We start from the raw sequence: 16,578 nt of genomic DNA on the forward strand, positions 1-16,578 counted from the left end.
GGGCACATGCCGTTGGGTGGGAGGTGCGTGCCGTTTCCCGCGCTCGGGAGTTAGCGTGAAGATCACGGAGCGTACGAGGGGGGAACGGATGAGGGGCAGGATCGTGGGGCGCGGGATCGGGATCCGCGGGATCCTTCCGGCCGCGGCGGTCGCGGCGGTCGCAGGGGTCGCGGCGCTGTCCACCGTGGCGGCGTGCGGCTTCTCCGGGGGCGGCGACTCCCACAAGGGGGTGGAGCCGTCCGGCGGCCGCGCCGACGCCCGGTCGGCGGCCGCCCTGCGCGCCGTGCAGAAGGCCACCGCCAGGGCGGGCTCCGCGCGGGTCGAGTCCACGACGGCCATGGGCGGGATGCTCTCCCTGAGGACGGACGGCGCCCTCGGCTGGTCCCGACAGCCGGTCGGCACGCTCCGCATCACCTACACCGGCGGCCGGCTCGCCGACACCATGCGCACGCTCAACAGCACCTCCCTGGAGGCCAGAGTGCTGCCCGACGCCTACTACGCCAAGGTCGGCGCCACGTTCGCCCGCCGGCTCGACGGCCGGCACTGGATCAAGTACGCGTACGACGACCTGGCATCCCTCCCCGGTGGCTCGGGGGCGTATCTGACGGACCAACTGCGCAGCACGGCCCCGCTCCAGCCGGTCAGGCTGCTGCTCGCCTCCGGGGACGTGCGGAAGGTCGGCGAGGAGACGGTGCGCGGGCGGCACACCAGGCACTACTCGGGAACGGTCACCACGGCCGACCTCACCGGCGAGGGTGCGGCCGGCCTCAAGAAGCAGCTGGAGCAGGCCGGGGTCACCACGGAGACCGTCGACATCTGGGTCGACGGCCGCGACCTGCTGGTCAAGAAGGTCGAGCGTGGTGAGCTGTCGAGCGGACGGATGTCGTCGACGTCGTACTACCGCGACTACGGCACCCGGGTCTCGGCCACGAAGCCCCCGGAGGCGGACACGGCGGACTTCAAGGAACTGATGAGCAGACGGGGCTCGTAAGCCGCGGGACTCGGACGGGTCCTGTGGGTCCGCCCTGGGTCCGCGGTTCTCGCGGACCGACCCCGGATTTGCTTGGCGGCGATCCGTTCCCGTACTCTCCTACAGAAGCCAAAGACCGCTGGTCGTTGCCGTGTGCTCGGATGAGGGCGCGGCGGCCGAAGGATCCGCTGAACTGCGGACGACCCGCGCAGGTGACAGTGGAAGAGCTCCCGGAGTACGTGCGTCTGCCGCGTGTGCGACCGGTCGAGTCCGCCCCGTGCGCCTGCGCCGGGGCGTTTCGTTTTGCCCAGCCCCTTCCGAGCGGTCCTCATCACCCGGAAGGAGGCCGACGCTCTATGGCAAGGCCCGACAAGGCTGCCGCGGTAGCCGAGCTCGCGGAGCAGTTCCGCAGCTCGAACGCCGCCGTGCTGACCGAGTACCGGGGTCTCACCGTGGCGCAGCTCAAGACGCTGCGTCGTTCGCTCGGTGAGAACGCCCAGTACGCCGTGGTGAAGAACACGCTGACCAAGATTGCGGCCAACGAGGCCGGGATCTCGACGCTCGACGACCTGTTCAACGGTCCGACAGCGGTTGCCTTCGTCACCGGTGACCCGGTGGAGTCGGCGAAGGGTCTTCGTGACTTCGCCAAGGAGAACCCGAACCTCGTCATCAAGGGCGGTGTCCTTGACGGCAAGGCGCTGTCCGCCGACGAGATCAAGAAGCTTGCGGACCTCGAGTCCCGCGAGGTTCTGCTCGCCAAGCTGGCGGGTGCCATGAAGGGCAAGCAGTCCCAGGCTGCCGCGCTCTTCCAGGCGCTCCCGTCGAAGCTCGTCCGCACCGTGGACGCTCTTCGCGCCAAGCAGGCCGAGCAGGGCGGTGCCGAGTAATTCGGCTCCCGAAATGACCGCCGCCTGACGCGACGGTCGTAGCGGGCCGAACGTACGCCCGCCAGACATGTACATCCGGCACCAGCCGAATTAGTGGAAGGATCGCCCATCATGGCGAAGCTCAGCCAGGAAGACCTGCTCGCGCAGTTCGAGGAGATGACCCTCATCGAGCTCTCCGAGTTCGTGAAGGCCTTCGAGGAGAAGTTCGACGTCACCGCCGCCGCCCCGGTCGCGGTTGCCGCCGCCGGCGCCCCGGGTGCCCCGGCCGCCGAGGCCGAGGAGGAGAAGGACGAGTTCGACGTCATCCTCACCGGCGCCGGCGACAAGAAGATCCAGGTCATCAAGGTCGTGCGTGAGCTGACCTCCCTCGGCCTGAAGGAGGCCAAGGACCTCGTGGACGGCGCCCCGAAGCCCGTCCTGGAGAAGGTCGCCAAGGACGCCGCCGAGAAGGCCGCCGAGTCCCTCAAGGGCGCCGGCGCCTCCGTCGAGGTCAAGTAACACCTCCTCGGGTCCGCACGGACCCACGGGTCCGACAGGGCTCATCGGGCCGTACGGGGCATCGCTCCGTACGGCCCGCTCGCGACCGCCGGTCGCGGCTCACTCGAACGCCGTAACGGCTTCCTCGGGCTGCCGGCCACGGCTCACTCGTGGGGCTGTAACGCGAACGCACCGAAGAGCGATCATCCATCCGGGTGGTCGCTCTTCGTCGTTCCGGAGGGTTCGGTGGCGGCTGCCTTGCGCCTGTCGCCGCGGGGAGTATGGTGATCTTCGTCGTGCCTCCGAGGGCCCCGGTGACAGGGTGCAAGTGACGATGGCAGCACCCGGTTCGGGCAAGGGGGGCCTTGACGAACTGCACGCAGCGCGCAATTCTCAGGACGCGTCGTCACAACGATCCGGATCCGAGGCATGGATCGACGACGAAGAGGGCAGTATCGATGTGCATCGAGGGCGTGGCTTGCCGCAGGTGTTGAGGGACAACGAGGGACTCCGTCGTGAGCCTGCAAACCCGCACTGGACATCAGTGTGCCAAGTGGCTACACTGACCCTTTGCGCTGCCTGTTAGCTGTTCCTGCCCGTCACCAGGAGCATGCCCCTCGCCGGAGCACGACGATCAAGAGTCTCTGATCTGGGACTTTCCATCTCTGTGCCCGGTGAGGACCGGTACGCGCGTAGTGAGTCCGAGCCCTCGGAAGGACCCCCTCTTGGCCGCCTCGCGCACTGCCTCGACCGCGAATACGAACAACGGCGCCAGCACCGCCCCGCTGCGCATCTCCTTTGCAAAGATCAAGGAGCCCCTCGAGGTTCCGAACCTTCTCGCGCTGCAAACCGAGAGCTTCGACTGGCTGCTCGGCAATGACGCGTGGAAGGCTCGCGTCGAGGAGGCTCTGGAGAACGGTCAGGACGTCCCCACCAAGTCCGGCCTCGAAGAGATCTTCGAGGAGATCTCCCCGATCGAGGACTTCTCCGGGTCGATGTCGCTGACCTTCCGCGACCACCGCTTCGAGCCGCCGAAGAACTCGATCGACGAGTGCAAGGAGCGCGACTTCACGTACGCGGCTCCGCTCTTCGTCACGGCCGAGTTCACCAACAACGAGACCGGCGAGATCAAGTCCCAGACCGTCTTCATGGGCGACTTCCCGCTCATGACGAACAAGGGCACTTTCGTCATCAACGGCACCGAGCGTGTCGTGGTGTCGCAGCTGGTCCGTTCCCCCGGCGTCTACTTCGACTCCAACATCGACAAGACGTCCGACAAGGACATCTTCTCCGCCAAGATCATCCCGTCCCGGGGTGCCTGGCTGGAGATGGAGATCGACAAGCGCGACATGGTCGGTGTCCGCATCGACCGCAAGCGCAAGCAGTCGGTGACCGTCCTCCTGAAGGCGCTCGGCTGGACCACCGAGCAGATCCTCGAGGAGTTCGGCGACTACGAGTCCATGCGCGCCACCCTGGAGAAGGACCACACCCAGGGCCAGGACGACGCGCTGCTCGACATCTACCGCAAGCTGCGCCCGGGCGAGCCCCCGACGCGTGAGGCCGCGCAGACGCTGCTGGAGAACCTCTACTTCAACCCGAAGCGCTACGACCTCGCGAAGGTCGGCCGCTACAAGGTCAACAAGAAGCTGGGTACGGAGACCCCGCTGGACGCGGGCATCCTGACCGTCGAGGACATCATCGCGACGATCAAGTACCTGGTGAAGCTGCACGCGGGCGAGACCGAGACGGTCGGTGACAACGGCCAGAAGGTCGTCGTCGAGACCGACGACATCGACCACTTCGGCAACCGCCGTCTGCGCAGCGTCGGCGAGCTCATCCAGAACCAGGTCCGCACGGGTCTGGCCCGTATGGAGCGCGTCGTGCGCGAGCGCATGACCACCCAGGACGTCGAGGCGATCACGCCGCAGACCCTGATCAACATCCGGCCGGTCGTCGCCTCCATCAAGGAGTTCTTCGGCACCAGCCAGCTGTCCCAGTTCATGGACCAGAACAACCCGCTGTCCGGTCTGACGCACAAGCGGCGTCTCTCCGCGCTCGGCCCGGGTGGTCTCTCCCGTGAGCGGGCCGGCTTCGAGGTCCGTGACGTGCACCCCTCGCACTACGGCCGCATGTGCCCGATCGAGACGCCCGAAGGCCCGAACATCGGTCTGATCGGCTCGCTCGCCACCTACGGCCGAGTAAACGCGTTCGGTTTCGTGGAGACCCCGTACCGCAGGGTCGACGAGAACGGTGTCGTCTCCGAAGAGGTCCACTACCTCACGGCCGACGAAGAGGACCGGTTCGTCATCGCCCAGGCCAACGCGCCGCTGACCGAGGACCTCCGGTTCGCCGAGGGCCGCGTCCTGGTCCGCCGCCGTGGCGGTGAGGTCGACTACGTCGCCCCCGAGGACGTCGACTACATGGACGTCTCGCCGCGCCAGATGGTGTCGGTCGCGACCGCCATGATCCCGTTCCTGGAGCACGACGACGCCAACCGTGCCCTCATGGGCGCGAACATGATGCGCCAGGCCGTTCCGCTGATCCAGTCGGAGTCCCCGCTCGTCGGCACCGGCATGGAGTACCGCTCCGCGGTCGACGCCGGCGACGTCGTCAAGGCCGAGAAGGCCGGTGTGGTCCAGGAGGTCTCCGCGGACTACATCACCACCGCCAACGACGACGGCACGTACATCACGTACCGCCTGGCCAAGTTCGCCCGCTCCAACCAGGGCACCTCGGTCAACCAGAAGGTCGTCGTCAACGAGGGTGACCGCGTCATCGAGGGCCAGGTCCTCGCCGACGGCCCGGCCACCCAGAACGGCGAGATGGCGCTCGGCAAGAACCTGCTCGTGGCGTTCATGCCGTGGGAGGGTCACAACTACGAGGACGCGATCATCCTGTCGCAGCGCCTCGTGCAGGACGACGTCCTCTCCTCGATCCACATCGAGGAGCACGAGGTCGACGCCCGTGACACCAAGCTCGGCCCCGAGGAGATCACCCGGGACATCCCGAACGTCTCCGAGGAGGTCCTCGCCGACCTCGACGAGCGCGGCATCATCCGCATCGGTGCCGAGGTCATCGCCGGTGACATCCTCGTCGGCAAGGTCACCCCGAAGGGTGAGACCGAGCTGACGCCCGAGGAGCGTCTGCTGCGCGCGATCTTCGGTGAGAAGGCCCGTGAGGTCCGTGACACCTCGCTGAAGGTGCCGCACGGTGAGACCGGCAAGGTCATCGGCGTGCGCGTCTTCGACCGCGAGGAGGGCGACGAGCTGCCGCCGGGCGTGAACCAGCTGGTCCGCGTCTACGTGGCGCAGAAGCGCAAGATCACCGACGGTGACAAGCTCGCCGGCCGCCACGGCAACAAGGGTGTCATCTCCAAGATCCTGCCGATCGAGGACATGCCGTTCCTGGAGGACGGCACCCCGGTCGACATCATCCTCAACCCGCTGGGTGTGCCGTCCCGAATGAACCCGGGACAGGTCCTGGAGATCCACCTCGGCTGGCTCGCCAGCCGCGGCTGGGACGTCTCCGGCCTCGCGGACGAGTGGGCGCAGCGCCTGCAGGTCATCGGCGCCGACCAGGTCGCCCCGGGCACCAACGTCGCCACCCCGGTGTTCGACGGTGCGCGCGAGGACGAGCTGGCGGGTCTGCTGCAGCACACCATCCCGAACCGTGACGGCGAGCGCATGGTGCTCCCGTCCGGCAAGGCGCGGCTGTTCGACGGCCGCAGTGGTGAGCCGTTCCCGGACCCGATCTCGGTCGGCTACATGTACATCCTGAAGCTGCACCACCTGGTCGACGACAAGCTGCACGCCCGCTCGACCGGCCCGTACTCGATGATCACCCAGCAGCCGCTGGGTGGTAAGGCCCAGTTCGGTGGCCAGCGCTTCGGCGAGATGGAGGTGTGGGCCCTGGAGGCCTACGGCGCCGCGTACGCCCTCCAGGAGCTGCTGACCATCAAGTCCGACGACGTCACCGGCCGCGTGAAGGTCTACGAGGCCATCGTCAAGGGCGAGAACATCCCCGAACCCGGCATCCCCGAGTCCTTCAAGGTGCTCATCAAGGAGATGCAGTCCCTGTGCCTGAACGTGGAGGTGCTGTCCAGCGACGGTATGTCCATCGAAATGCGTGACACCGACGAGGACGTCTTCCGCGCTGCGGAGGAGCTCGGCATCGACCTGTCCCGGCGCGAGCCGAGCAGCGTCGAAGAGGTCTGACGGGAGTCCGGCGGGCCTGATCCCCAGGCCCGCCGACCCCCAGGCCCCCGTACAGACCGAAAGACTTACGACCCTGAGAGGGATTGACGCATAGTGCTCGACGTCAACTTCTTCGACGAGCTCCGGATCGGCCTGGCCACCGCTGACGACATCCGTCAGTGGAGCCACGGCGAGGTCAAGAAGCCCGAGACCATCAACTACCGCACCCTCAAGCCCGAGAAGGACGGCCTCTTCTGCGAGAAGATCTTCGGCCCCACCCGGGACTGGGAGTGCTACTGCGGCAAGTACAAGCGCGTCCGCTTCAAGGGCATCATCTGCGAGCGCTGTGGCGTCGAGGTCACGCGCGCGAAGGTGCGCCGTGAGCGGATGGGCCACATCGAGCTGGCCGCCCCCGTCACGCACATCTGGTACTTCAAGGGCGTCCCGTCACGCCTCGGCTACCTGCTCGACCTGGCCCCGAAGGACCTGGAGAAGGTCATCTACTTCGCGGCGTACATGATCACGTACGTCGACGAGGAGCGCCGCACGCGCGATCTGCCCTCCCTGGAGGCGCACATCTCCGTCGAGCGGCAGCAGATCGAGAACCGCCGTGACGCCGACCTGGAGGCCCGGGCCAAGAAGCTGGAGGCCGACCTGGCCGAGCTGGAGGCCGAGGGCGCCAAGGCGGACGTGCGCCGCAAGGTGCGCGAGGGCGCCGAGCGCGAGATGAAGCAGATCCGCGACCGCGCGCAGCGCGAGATCGACCGCCTCGACGAGGTGTGGACCCGCTTCAAGAACCTCAAGGTCCAGGACCTGGAGGGCGACGAGCTGCTCTACCGCGAGCTGCGTGACCGCTTCGGCACGTACTTCGACGGTTCGATGGGTGCCGCGGCGCTGCAGAAGCGCCTGGAGTCCTTCGACCTGGAGGAGGAGGCCGAGAGGCTCCGCGAGATCATCCGTACCGGCAAGGGCCAGAAGAAGACCCGCGCCCTGAAGCGGCTGAAGGTCGTGTCCGCCTTCCTGCAGACCTCCAACAGCCCCAAGGGCATGGTCCTCGACTGCGTGCCGGTCATCCCGCCGGACCTGCGTCCGATGGTGCAGCTGGACGGTGGCCGCTTCGCGACCTCCGACCTGAACGACCTGTACCGCCGTGTCATCAACCGCAACAACCGTCTGAAGAGGCTCCTGGACCTCGGTGCCCCGGAGATCATCGTCAACAACGAGAAGCGCATGCTTCAGGAGGCCGTTGACGCCCTCTTCGACAACGGTCGTCGCGGCCGCCCGGTCACGGGCCCCGGCAACCGCCCGCTGAAGTCCCTCAGCGACATGCTGAAGGGCAAGCAGGGCCGCTTCCGTCAGAACCTGCTCGGCAAGCGTGTCGACTACTCGGCGCGTTCCGTCATCGTCGTCGGTCCGCAGCTGAAGCTGCACCAGTGCGGTCTGCCGAAGGCGATGGCGCTGGAGCTCTTCAAGCCGTTCGTGATGAAGCGCCTGGTCGACCTGAACCACGCGCAGAACATCAAGTCGGCCAAGCGCATGGTCGAGCGCGGCCGCACGGTCGTGTACGACGTGCTGGAAGAGGTCATCGCCGAGCACCCGGTTCTGCTGAACCGTGCGCCCACCCTGCACCGCCTCGGCATCCAGGCCTTCGAGCCGCAGCTGGTCGAGGGCAAGGCCATCCAGATCCACCCGCTCGTCTGCACCGCGTTCAACGCGGACTTCGACGGTGACCAGATGGCCGTGCACCTGCCGCTGTCCGCGGAGGCGCAGGCCGAGGCCCGCATCCTGATGCTGTCCTCGAACAACATCCTCAAGCCGGCCGACGGCCGCCCGGTCACGATGCCGACCCAGGACATGGTCCTCGGTCTGTTCTTCCTGACCACGGACGGCGAGATGCGGAACGTGAAGGGCGAGGACCGCTCCTTCGCGTCCGTGGCCGAGGCGATCATGGCGTTCGACGCCGGCGAGCTCTCGCTGCAGTCGCGCGTGGACATCCGCTTCCCGGTGGGCACCATCCCGCCGCGCGGCTGGACCCCGCCGGCCCAGGAGGAGGGCGAGCCGGAGTGGCAGCAGGGTGACAGCTTCCGTCTGAGGACCACGCTGGGCCGTGCGCTCTTCAACGAGCTGCTGCCCGAGGACTACCCGTTCGTCGACTACGAGGTCGGCAAGAAGCAGCTCTCCGAGATCGTCAACGACCTCGCCGAGCGCTACCCGAAGGTCATCGTGGCGGCGACGCTCGACAACCTGAAGGCGGCCGGCTTCTACTGGGCGACCCGTTCCGGTGTCACCGTGGCCATCTCCGACGTCGTCGTTCCCGAGGCGAAGAAGGAGATCGTCAAGGGCTACGAGGCGCAGGACGAGAAGGTCCAGAAGCAGTACGAGCGTGGTCTGATCACCAAGGACGAGCGCACCCAGGAACTCATCGCGATCTGGACCAAGGCGACCAACGAGGTCGCCGAGGCCATGAACGAGAACTTCCCGAAGACCAACCCGATCTTCATGATGGTGAACTCGGGCGCACGAGGCAACATGATGCAGATGCGTCAGATCGCCGGTATGCGTGGTCTGGTGTCGAACGCCAAGAACGAGACGATCCCGCGTCCCATCAAGGCGTCCTTCCGCGAGGGTCTGTCGGTGCTGGAGTACTTCATCTCCACGCACGGTGCCCGTAAGGGTCTGGCGGACACCGCTCTGCGTACCGCCGACTCGGGTTACCTCACCCGTCGTCTGGTGGACGTGTCGCAGGACGTCATCATTCGCGAGGAGGACTGCGGCACCGAGCGCGGGCTCAAGCTGCGCATCGCCGAGCGCGGCGCCGACGGCGTCCTGCGCAAGGCGGACAACGCCGAGACGTCCGTGTACGCGCGCTGCCTCGCCGAGGACATCGTCGTCGAGGGCCAGGTGCTGGCCCCGGCCGGCACCGACCTGGGCGACGTGCTCATCGAAGAGCTGGTCGCGCGGGGCATCGAGGAGGTCAAGACCCGTTCGGTCCTGACCTGTGAGTCCGCGGTCGGCACCTGCGCCATGTGCTATGGCCGTTCGCTCGCCACCGGCAAGCTGGTCGACATCGGTGAGGCGGTCGGCATCATCGCCGCGCAGTCCATCGGTGAGCCCGGTACCCAGCTGACGATGCGTACCTTCCACACCGGTGGTGTGGCCGGTGACGACATCACCCAGGGTCTGCCGCGTGTCGTCGAGCTCTTCGAGGCCCGTACCCCGAAGGGTGTCGCCCCGATCGCGGAGGCGTCCGGTCGCGTCCGCATCGAGGAGACCGAGAAGACCAAGAAGATCGTCATCACCCCGGACGACGGCAGCGACGAGACGGCCTACCCGATCTCGAAGCGTGCCCGGCTCCTGGTGAGCGAGGGCGACCACGTCGAGGTGGGCCAGAAGCTCACCGTGGGTGCCGTCAACCCGCACGACGTGCTGCGCATCCTGGGCCAGCGCGCCGTCCAGGTCCACCTGGTCGGCGAGGTCCAGAAGGTGTACAACTCGCAGGGTGTGTCGATCCACGACAAGCACATCGAGATCATCATCCGGCAGATGCTGCGCCGTGTGACGATCATCGAGTCCGGCGACGCCGAGCTGCTGCCCGGCGAGCTGGTCGAGCGCTCCCGCTTCGAGCAGGAGAACCGTCGTGTGGTCCAGGAGGGCGGTCACCCGGCCTCCGGTCGTCCGCAGCTCATGGGTATCACCAAGGCCTCGCTGGCCACGGAGTCCTGGCTGTCGGCGGCGTCCTTCCAGGAGACGACGAGGGTCCTCACGGACGCGGCGATCAACGCCAAGTCCGACTCCCTGATCGGCCTCAAGGAGAACGTCATCATCGGTAAGCTCATCCCGGCCGGTACGGGCCTGTCCCGCTACCGCAACATCCGGGTCGAGCCGACCGAGGAGGCCAAGGCCGCGATGTACTCGGCCGTCGGCTACGACGACATCGACTACTCGCCGTTCGGCACGGGCTCCGGCCAGGCCGTGCCGCTGGAGGACTACGACTACGGTCCGTACAACCAGTAAGCGAGCAGCCTGAACCGAAGGGCGGCCACCCCGCAGGGGGTGGCCGCCCTTCGGCGTTCGTCCGCTCCCTCGTTTTCACCTCCTGCCCTCCTCACAACGGCTAATATGGCCAAATCAGGCCGCAGGAAGCGCATATGACCGTATCCGGGCCTGTCGGGTACAGGGCGAGTACCGGCGGGGGGCACCGGATGGGGACCGGACAGCGGCTGCGCACCTGTCCCTGTGGGGTGAAGGCCGCCACCGCCGGGCAGTTGGTGTGCCGGGGCTGCCTGACACCCCTCGCTCTCACCGTCCGCCCTGCGGCATCCTCCGCCAAGTCGCCCAGTCGCAAGGCCGAGGCCGGCTGCGCCCCGGCGGGCCTGACGGTACGTGATCCCGTACGGTCCCCCGCGCCCCCGGGCCTGCGGCTGGAGTTCCCCTCGGGGGCGATCGTCGTACCGGCCGGGCAGACCGTCGCCCTGGGACGGGAATGTCCTGACGCCGAGATCCTGGAGCGGTTCGGCAACCTCTCCCGTCGGCACGCCACCGTCTGCGTCGACCCGGACGGCACCGGCTGGATACAGGACGAGCATTCCATGAACGGCACCTTCCTCGACGGACGCCGGCTCAGCCCGGGCGCCCGGGCGCGGCTCAAGCCGGGCGACTCCCTGCGGTTCGCCGCCGATGTTCCCGTCCGGGTGCTCCGGAGCGTCCGCCGGTGAAGCGGACTCCGCCCGGAGCGGGCATGACGCTGCCGCAACCGCTGCACAGGTACGAACTCCTCGGCCCGCTCCCGGGGCAGGGCGCCGAGGCGGATGTCTACCGGGTGCGCGACTCCGCGGGACGAGAGCGGGTGGTGAAGCTCTACCGGTGGGGCTTCGGCGCCCAACGCGAGGTGTGGCGCAAGCTGCACCTGCTGAACCACAGCGCCCTGATGCCCATCCTCGACAAGGGCACCACGCCGGAAGGCCGCGACTACGAGGTCATGCCGTACCTGTCCGGAGGCACCGTCGCCGGGCTGCTCCGCGGGGGGCCGCTGCGCAGCACGGACGTCATAGGGCTCGTCAACCAGCTGGCCGGCGGGATCAACGGGCTGCACGCGGCGGGTATCGTCCACCGCGACCTCAAGCCGGAGAACCTGCTGCTGGAAGCGGACCGCCGGCATGTGGTGATCGCCGACTTCGGTATCAGCCGGGACCATTCCCGGGTGAACGGCACGGCCTCGATGACCCCGGGCTACGCCCCGCCGGAGGGCTACCGCGGAGTGGTCACGCCCGCCTGGGACTGGTGGTCCCTCGGCATGATCGTCCGTCAGCTCGTCACCGGGGCACCGCCGTTCGCCGGGATGACCTTCGAAGAGGTGCAGCGGTCGCTGCTGGAGCGGGATATCGATCTGGGGCAGATGCCGGAGGGTCCGCTGCGCGCGTTGTGCCGAGGGCTGCTGACCCGTGATCCGGCCAAGCGGTGGGGCGCCCGGCAGGTGCTGACCTGGCTGGACGGCCAGGGCCGCGGGTGGGGCGCGGCACCCGGCGCGCACCCGGGCGCGGCGGCGACGAGGGTCGATGCGAAGCAGCCTGCGGCACCCGCCGATGTGCGCAAGCCGACCGCCGGCAAGGAGAGTACGGCCAAGGCGGCGCCGGCCAAGGAGAGTTCGGCGAAGGCGGCCCCGGCCAAGGAGAGTTCGGCGAAGGCGGCCCCGGCCAAGGAGAGTACGGCCAAGGCGGCGCCGGCCAAGGAGAGTACGGCCAAGGCCGGGTCGGGCGGAGCGGCGAAGGCCCCGGCCAACGAGAGCGCGGCCAAGGCCGGGCCGGGTGGCGCGGCGAAGGCCCCGGCGAACAAGGCGTTCGCGTTCGCGGGAAAGGTGCACCGCACCGGGGGCGAGCTCGCCCAGACGCTGCGGGAGTGCGGAACCGACCCGCTCAGGAAGTTGTTCGGCGCGGCCGAGCCCGCGGAGACCCAGCGCCGTCGGTTGCGTGAACTCCGTGCCTGGATGGAGCAGTTACCACCTGCCCCTGGCCGCTTGGACATCGTCACGCTGTTCGCCCGGCTGGTCGGGAACGGACCGCCCGACCTCAAGGCCCTGTATCTGCTGCGGTGGCTCGACCCGTCGGGCGGCGCGGTCCACAGGGGCCGGGACATGAGCCTGCCCGTACTCGTCCAGGCATGCGCGGCCACGGTCAAGGGCGGCGACCCCGAGGCCGAAGCGCTGGTCGCCGACCTGGTCGACCAGAAGGTGCTGGCGGTGCTCGCGGGCTTCACCGCGCTGCGCCGCCTCAACGGCGTCCAGGAGGCCCACGCCGAACTGGTCAGGGAGTGGCGCGCGAGCATGGACCGCCGGCCGACCGTGCCGGCGGAGCTGCGCGATCCCAAGGCCCCGGCGGTACGGGCGGGGCTGCTCCTCGCCGTACTGCCGGGCCCGGAAGCGGCGAAGAGATGTGAGGAACTGGCGGCAGCGCACACTCTCCCGGCGGGTGCCGACGTGGAGTGGTTCAACGGGCTCATCAAGGACCTGGGCGGCAAGGGGAGCCCGGGCGAGCGGGTGGTACGGGCCGTGTGCACCAGGTCCGCGGTGCGCGAAGTGCGCCAGCGCGAGGCCAGGAAGCGCGCGAAGGAACAGACGGCCCTCAAACAGAAGCCGGCACAGCCCCCCGGCAAGACCGGCACGACGGTCAGGATGCCTTCGGTGGGCAAGCCCTCGGCAATGCCCTCGGTGGGCAAGCGCCCGGTGCCGAAGAGCTCCCCGCAGCGGCGCGAGGCCCTCGGCCGCGCCGCCGAATGGACCCTGCTGTGGGGTGTGCTGTGGTCGGCCCTCGCCTGGCTCGGCTGGGGCTGGCTCGACATGCACATCAGCGCCCTGCTGACCCTGCAGATCCTCGGCTTGATGATCGTCCCGCTGTGCCTGCGGCTGCGTACGGCCGCTCGGCTGGAGACCGCGTACAGGCCACCGCTGTCCCGGCCCCTGCGCTGGCTCCACGAGCCGCGGAAGACCCCCTGGCGTCCGTGGAAGCGCCTGCGGTTCGCCGTCGCCTTCGTCGCGTTGTCCGGCGCGTTGATCAGGGGTGCGGCGTTCTACGGAGCGGCCAAGGGGACACAGGACCCCTTCGTCCTCGCCGACGCGGTGCTCTGGACCGCGGCGCTGGTCCGGCTCTTCGGCAGGGACCGTAAGCATCTGCGGCCGTGGGACTTCCGTCAGTCGACGTGGCGTCCACAGCCGCGTCCAAGGCGGCGGGCCGGCGGCAGGGCCTAGATAGGGCCCTGGCTCCGGGCCGGTGACCGGGTGCCGTCGTCCGTGCCGCGCAGATACCGCGCCACCGCCAAGGCCAGCTGATGGTCCGTGCCCAGCGCGGCGCCGATACGTCCGTCGAGCCGGACCAGCCGGTTGCGGGCGGTGATGTGACGACCCATCGCGTCCAGTGCCCTGGCGCGTCCGAAGAGGGCCGCGAAGAACGCGGGGTGGGTCGAGGCGTTCAGCGCGGTCAGTTCGGCGCAGAGCTGCGCGAAGGACTTCTCGGCCTCGGCGAACTCCTTGTTCACCAGGAGCCGTTCGGCATCCTCAAGACCGGGCCAGAAGCGCTCGGACAGGGGCGCGACCTGGGCGCCGCTCGTGCCGCCCTGCCTCGGCGGGGGATCCGGCCGCGGGTGGTTCCGGCCGGGCTGCCCTCCGGACCGGCCCGGGACGTCCGGCACTCGCGTGGGGATGAGCCGCTCGCGTTCGGCCAGCCGTCCCGCGGCAGCGGCGGCCGGCCGCCGTGCCGGAGCGCTGCCCTGGCGCTGGTCCGCCGCGCCACCCCGCTGCCCCGCCACCACGGCGGCCGGCTCTCCGGCACCACGCGCCGCACCGCCCAGTGCCCACGTCGTGGGCCGGGCGGAGGACCCGAGCGCGCTCCGTACCTCCTGGATCTCCGGGCGCCGCTCCGGGGCGCGCTCCAGCATCCGGCCGATCAGGGCGGCGACCGCGGCCGGGAGGTCCGAGCGCCAGTGGGTGACCGGTTCCGGGGGATCGCCCAGGGCGTGCGCGGCGGCCACGGCCGGATCCCGGGCGGCGAACGGCGAGGCCCCGGCGAGCAGGGCGTACAACGTCACCCCGAAGGAGAAGATGTCGGAGCGCGGGTCCCCCGGTTGGCCCGCGGCCTGCTCCGGTGACATGTAGCCGGGGGAGCCGAGCACGCCGCCGCGGACCGTGAAGCCCGGCGAGTGCGGCGAGACCTGGGTGACGAGGCCGAAGTCGCAGATCTTCACCTGTTGCCCGGTGGTCAGCAGCAGGTTGCTCGGCTTGATGTCCCGGTGCGCGATCCCCGCGTCGTGCACGGCTTCCAGACCCTGGGCGATCTGTCCGGCCTGCCGCAGCACCTCGTCGACGGGCAGTGGTCCGCGGGCCTCCAGCTCCGCCGCCAGGCTCCGGCCGACCAGGAACTCCATCACGATGTACGGCGTACCGTCCTGCTCGCCACGGTCGTGGATGGTCACCACATGCGGATGGACCAGACGGGCCAGGGCCCGGGCCTCACGGCCGAACCGGCCGTGCATCATCGCGCGGTAGGTGACACCCCCACTCGCCGGGAGGGCCAGCGTCTTCACGGCGACCCGCCGCTCCAGGTTCTCGTCCCACGCTTCGTGGACGGTGCCCTGGGCACCGCTGCCGAGGCGCCGTACCAGTCGGTACCGCCCCGCCAACAGGGTTGTGCTCATCGCCGCCCCCGCCTTCCGCGTCCCTTGCGCCCGCCCCGGCCGCCGCGACCGCCGGCTCCACCGCGTCCCTCCGCCCGGATGCCCGGTCCAGGGGCCAGCATCGTGGGCTGCGTCGCTTCCCGGGCCACGGCCGTCGGCCGCCCGTCCCCGGGCCCGTCCGGCGGCTCCTGGCCGACGGGCTCCGCGTCGAAGACGAAGTTCCGGCCGCTGAGTTCCAGGCTGACCGTGTCGTGCAGCACGATCGACTCGCCCCGCCCCAGCCGCCGCGGCACCTGGGGTGCCAGGCGCACCTCCTCGCCCTGGGGCCGGCGGATGCGTGTGCCGTTGGCGCTGGTGTCGCGGACGGTCAGGGTCCGGCCGGTCAGTTCCAGGACGACGTGGTTGCGGCTGATCCAGTGGAGCGCCGCCTCCCCCAGATGGGAGGCGAGTGGGACACCGCCGTCGGGCACGGTCGGGGCGCGGCCGACCGTCAGCTCTGTGCCCTCGACGACCAGGAAGCGGTGCCGTACCTCGCCGTCCGTCCGCACCTTCAGCTGGACCTGATGCGGCCGGGTGCCGATGTCCTTGAGCGCGACGTCGTGCGCCGGGCAGCGGACGCTGCCGCCGCGACGGGTAGGACAGGGCTGGCCGCCGGTCCGGGCGGGGCCGAACAGCGGGCAGCCCGGCTCGGGACACAGCCAGCGGCGCAGCAGCAGGTCCTGACGGGCCCCGCCGCGCCGGCGGTCGTACAGTCCCGCGGCCAGCAGCGCGCTCTCCTCCTCCTTGCGGGAGATCTGCCAGTCCTGCGGCTCGGGCATGATCCGGGGCTGGACGCGGACCGAGCCGCCCGGACCGGCGACGGCTCGCAGGAAGTGGTGCCGGTCGCCGGGGAGCCAGGGGTGTCTGCGGTAGTAGTCGAGGAAGTTGTCGTCGGTGACCACTCGCAGTCGGGTCGCGGAGGCGAGTTCGACCAGCCGGTCGTCGGCGACGGGCAGGACTTCCAGCAGGCCGTCCGCGTACCAGTGGCCGAGCGTCTCGCGTTCGCGCGCGGTCAGCCGCACGTCGGTCATCAGTGAACGGTCGGTGACGCAGTAGACCTGTACGCTCTCGTCGCGGTGGAAGGCGGCGAGCGCGTCCAGCAGGTCCAGCAGGCGCCCCAGATCGGCGCCGCGCTCCCCGCCCAGCGAGGTGTTGCGCACGACGTTGGCGACGTCCACCGCGAAGTCCGCCGTCGACGCATCCAGGGTCAGCCGGTGTTCCGGTCGCATGGGGCCCGAAGCTAGCAGTCGGCGGGTGCCGGAAGGGGATGTTCCAGCAGCTCCGCCCGGTCATCGCGAAGAAACATTCGGTCCTTCGGGGGGCCGTTTCCATTTGTTTTGACCGAAGTCCG

The 16,578-nt window shown here is 69.4% G+C and carries 9 protein-coding genes; 7 read left to right on the forward strand and 2 right to left on the reverse strand.

Annotated elements, in window-relative coordinates:
- Positions 1–121: 121 nt before the first annotated feature.
- The 7 genes from ASC56_RS21665 to ASC56_RS42825 all read left to right on the forward strand — a co-directional run bounded on the left by ASC56_RS21665 (position 122) and on the right by ASC56_RS42825 (position 13,767).
- A complete protein-coding gene (locus tag ASC56_RS21665; protein ID WP_371330240.1) occupies positions 122–991 on the forward strand; it encodes a hypothetical protein in 870 nt (289 codons plus the stop codon).
- Positions 992–1,326: 335 nt separating this feature from the next.
- Positions 1,327–1,857 carry a 50S ribosomal protein L10 gene (gene rplJ, locus ASC56_RS21670; RefSeq protein WP_055493156.1) on the forward strand — a complete coding sequence of 177 codons (531 nt, stop codon included), beginning with the start codon at positions 1,327–1,329 and terminating at the stop codon, positions 1,855–1,857.
- Between the two features lie 111 nt (positions 1,858–1,968).
- On the forward strand, positions 1,969–2,355 hold the full coding sequence (rplL, locus tag ASC56_RS21675; RefSeq protein WP_055493157.1) for a 50S ribosomal protein L7/L12: 387 nt from the start codon (positions 1,969–1,971) through the stop codon (positions 2,353–2,355).
- Positions 2,356–3,059: 704 nt separating this feature from the next.
- The gene (rpoB, locus tag ASC56_RS21680) at positions 3,060–6,548 is read left to right on the forward strand and encodes a DNA-directed RNA polymerase subunit beta (RefSeq protein ID WP_055493158.1); all 3,489 of its coding nucleotides are present in this window, start codon (positions 3,060–3,062) and stop codon (positions 6,546–6,548) included.
- A 93-nt stretch (positions 6,549–6,641) separates the two neighbouring features.
- Positions 6,642–10,541 (forward strand): DNA-directed RNA polymerase subunit beta', encoded by a 3,900-nt coding sequence (locus tag ASC56_RS21685; RefSeq protein ID WP_055493159.1) that lies wholly within the window; start codon positions 6,642–6,644, stop codon positions 10,539–10,541.
- Positions 10,542–10,729: 188 nt separating this feature from the next.
- Positions 10,730–11,242: an FHA domain-containing protein gene (locus ASC56_RS21690; RefSeq protein ID WP_159039679.1), complete on the forward strand. Its 513-nt coding sequence runs from the start codon at positions 10,730–10,732 to the stop codon at positions 11,240–11,242.
- A gap of 23 nt (positions 11,243–11,265) precedes the next feature.
- Entirely contained in the window at positions 11,266–13,767 is a 2,502-nt protein-coding gene (locus ASC56_RS42825; protein WP_055493161.1) for a protein kinase, read from the forward strand.
- Here ASC56_RS42825 and ASC56_RS39850 read toward each other — a convergent pair.
- The gene (locus ASC56_RS39850; protein WP_055493162.1) at positions 13,764–15,209 is read right to left on the reverse strand and encodes a serine/threonine-protein kinase; all 1,446 of its coding nucleotides are present in this window, start codon (positions 15,207–15,209) and stop codon (positions 13,764–13,766) included. The genes ASC56_RS42825 and ASC56_RS39850 overlap by 4 nt on opposite strands.
- Positions 15,206–16,456: an FHA domain-containing protein gene (locus ASC56_RS39855; protein ID WP_055493163.1), complete on the reverse strand. Its 1,251-nt coding sequence runs from the start codon at positions 16,454–16,456 to the stop codon at positions 15,206–15,208. The genes ASC56_RS39850 and ASC56_RS39855 overlap by 4 nt, the downstream gene beginning before the upstream one ends.
- Positions 16,457–16,578: the final 122 nt, after the last annotated feature.

It is taken from the genome of Streptomyces sp. TP-A0356 (assembly GCF_001417775.1).
Taxonomy (GTDB): Bacteria; Actinomycetota; Actinomycetes; order Streptomycetales; family Streptomycetaceae; genus Streptomyces.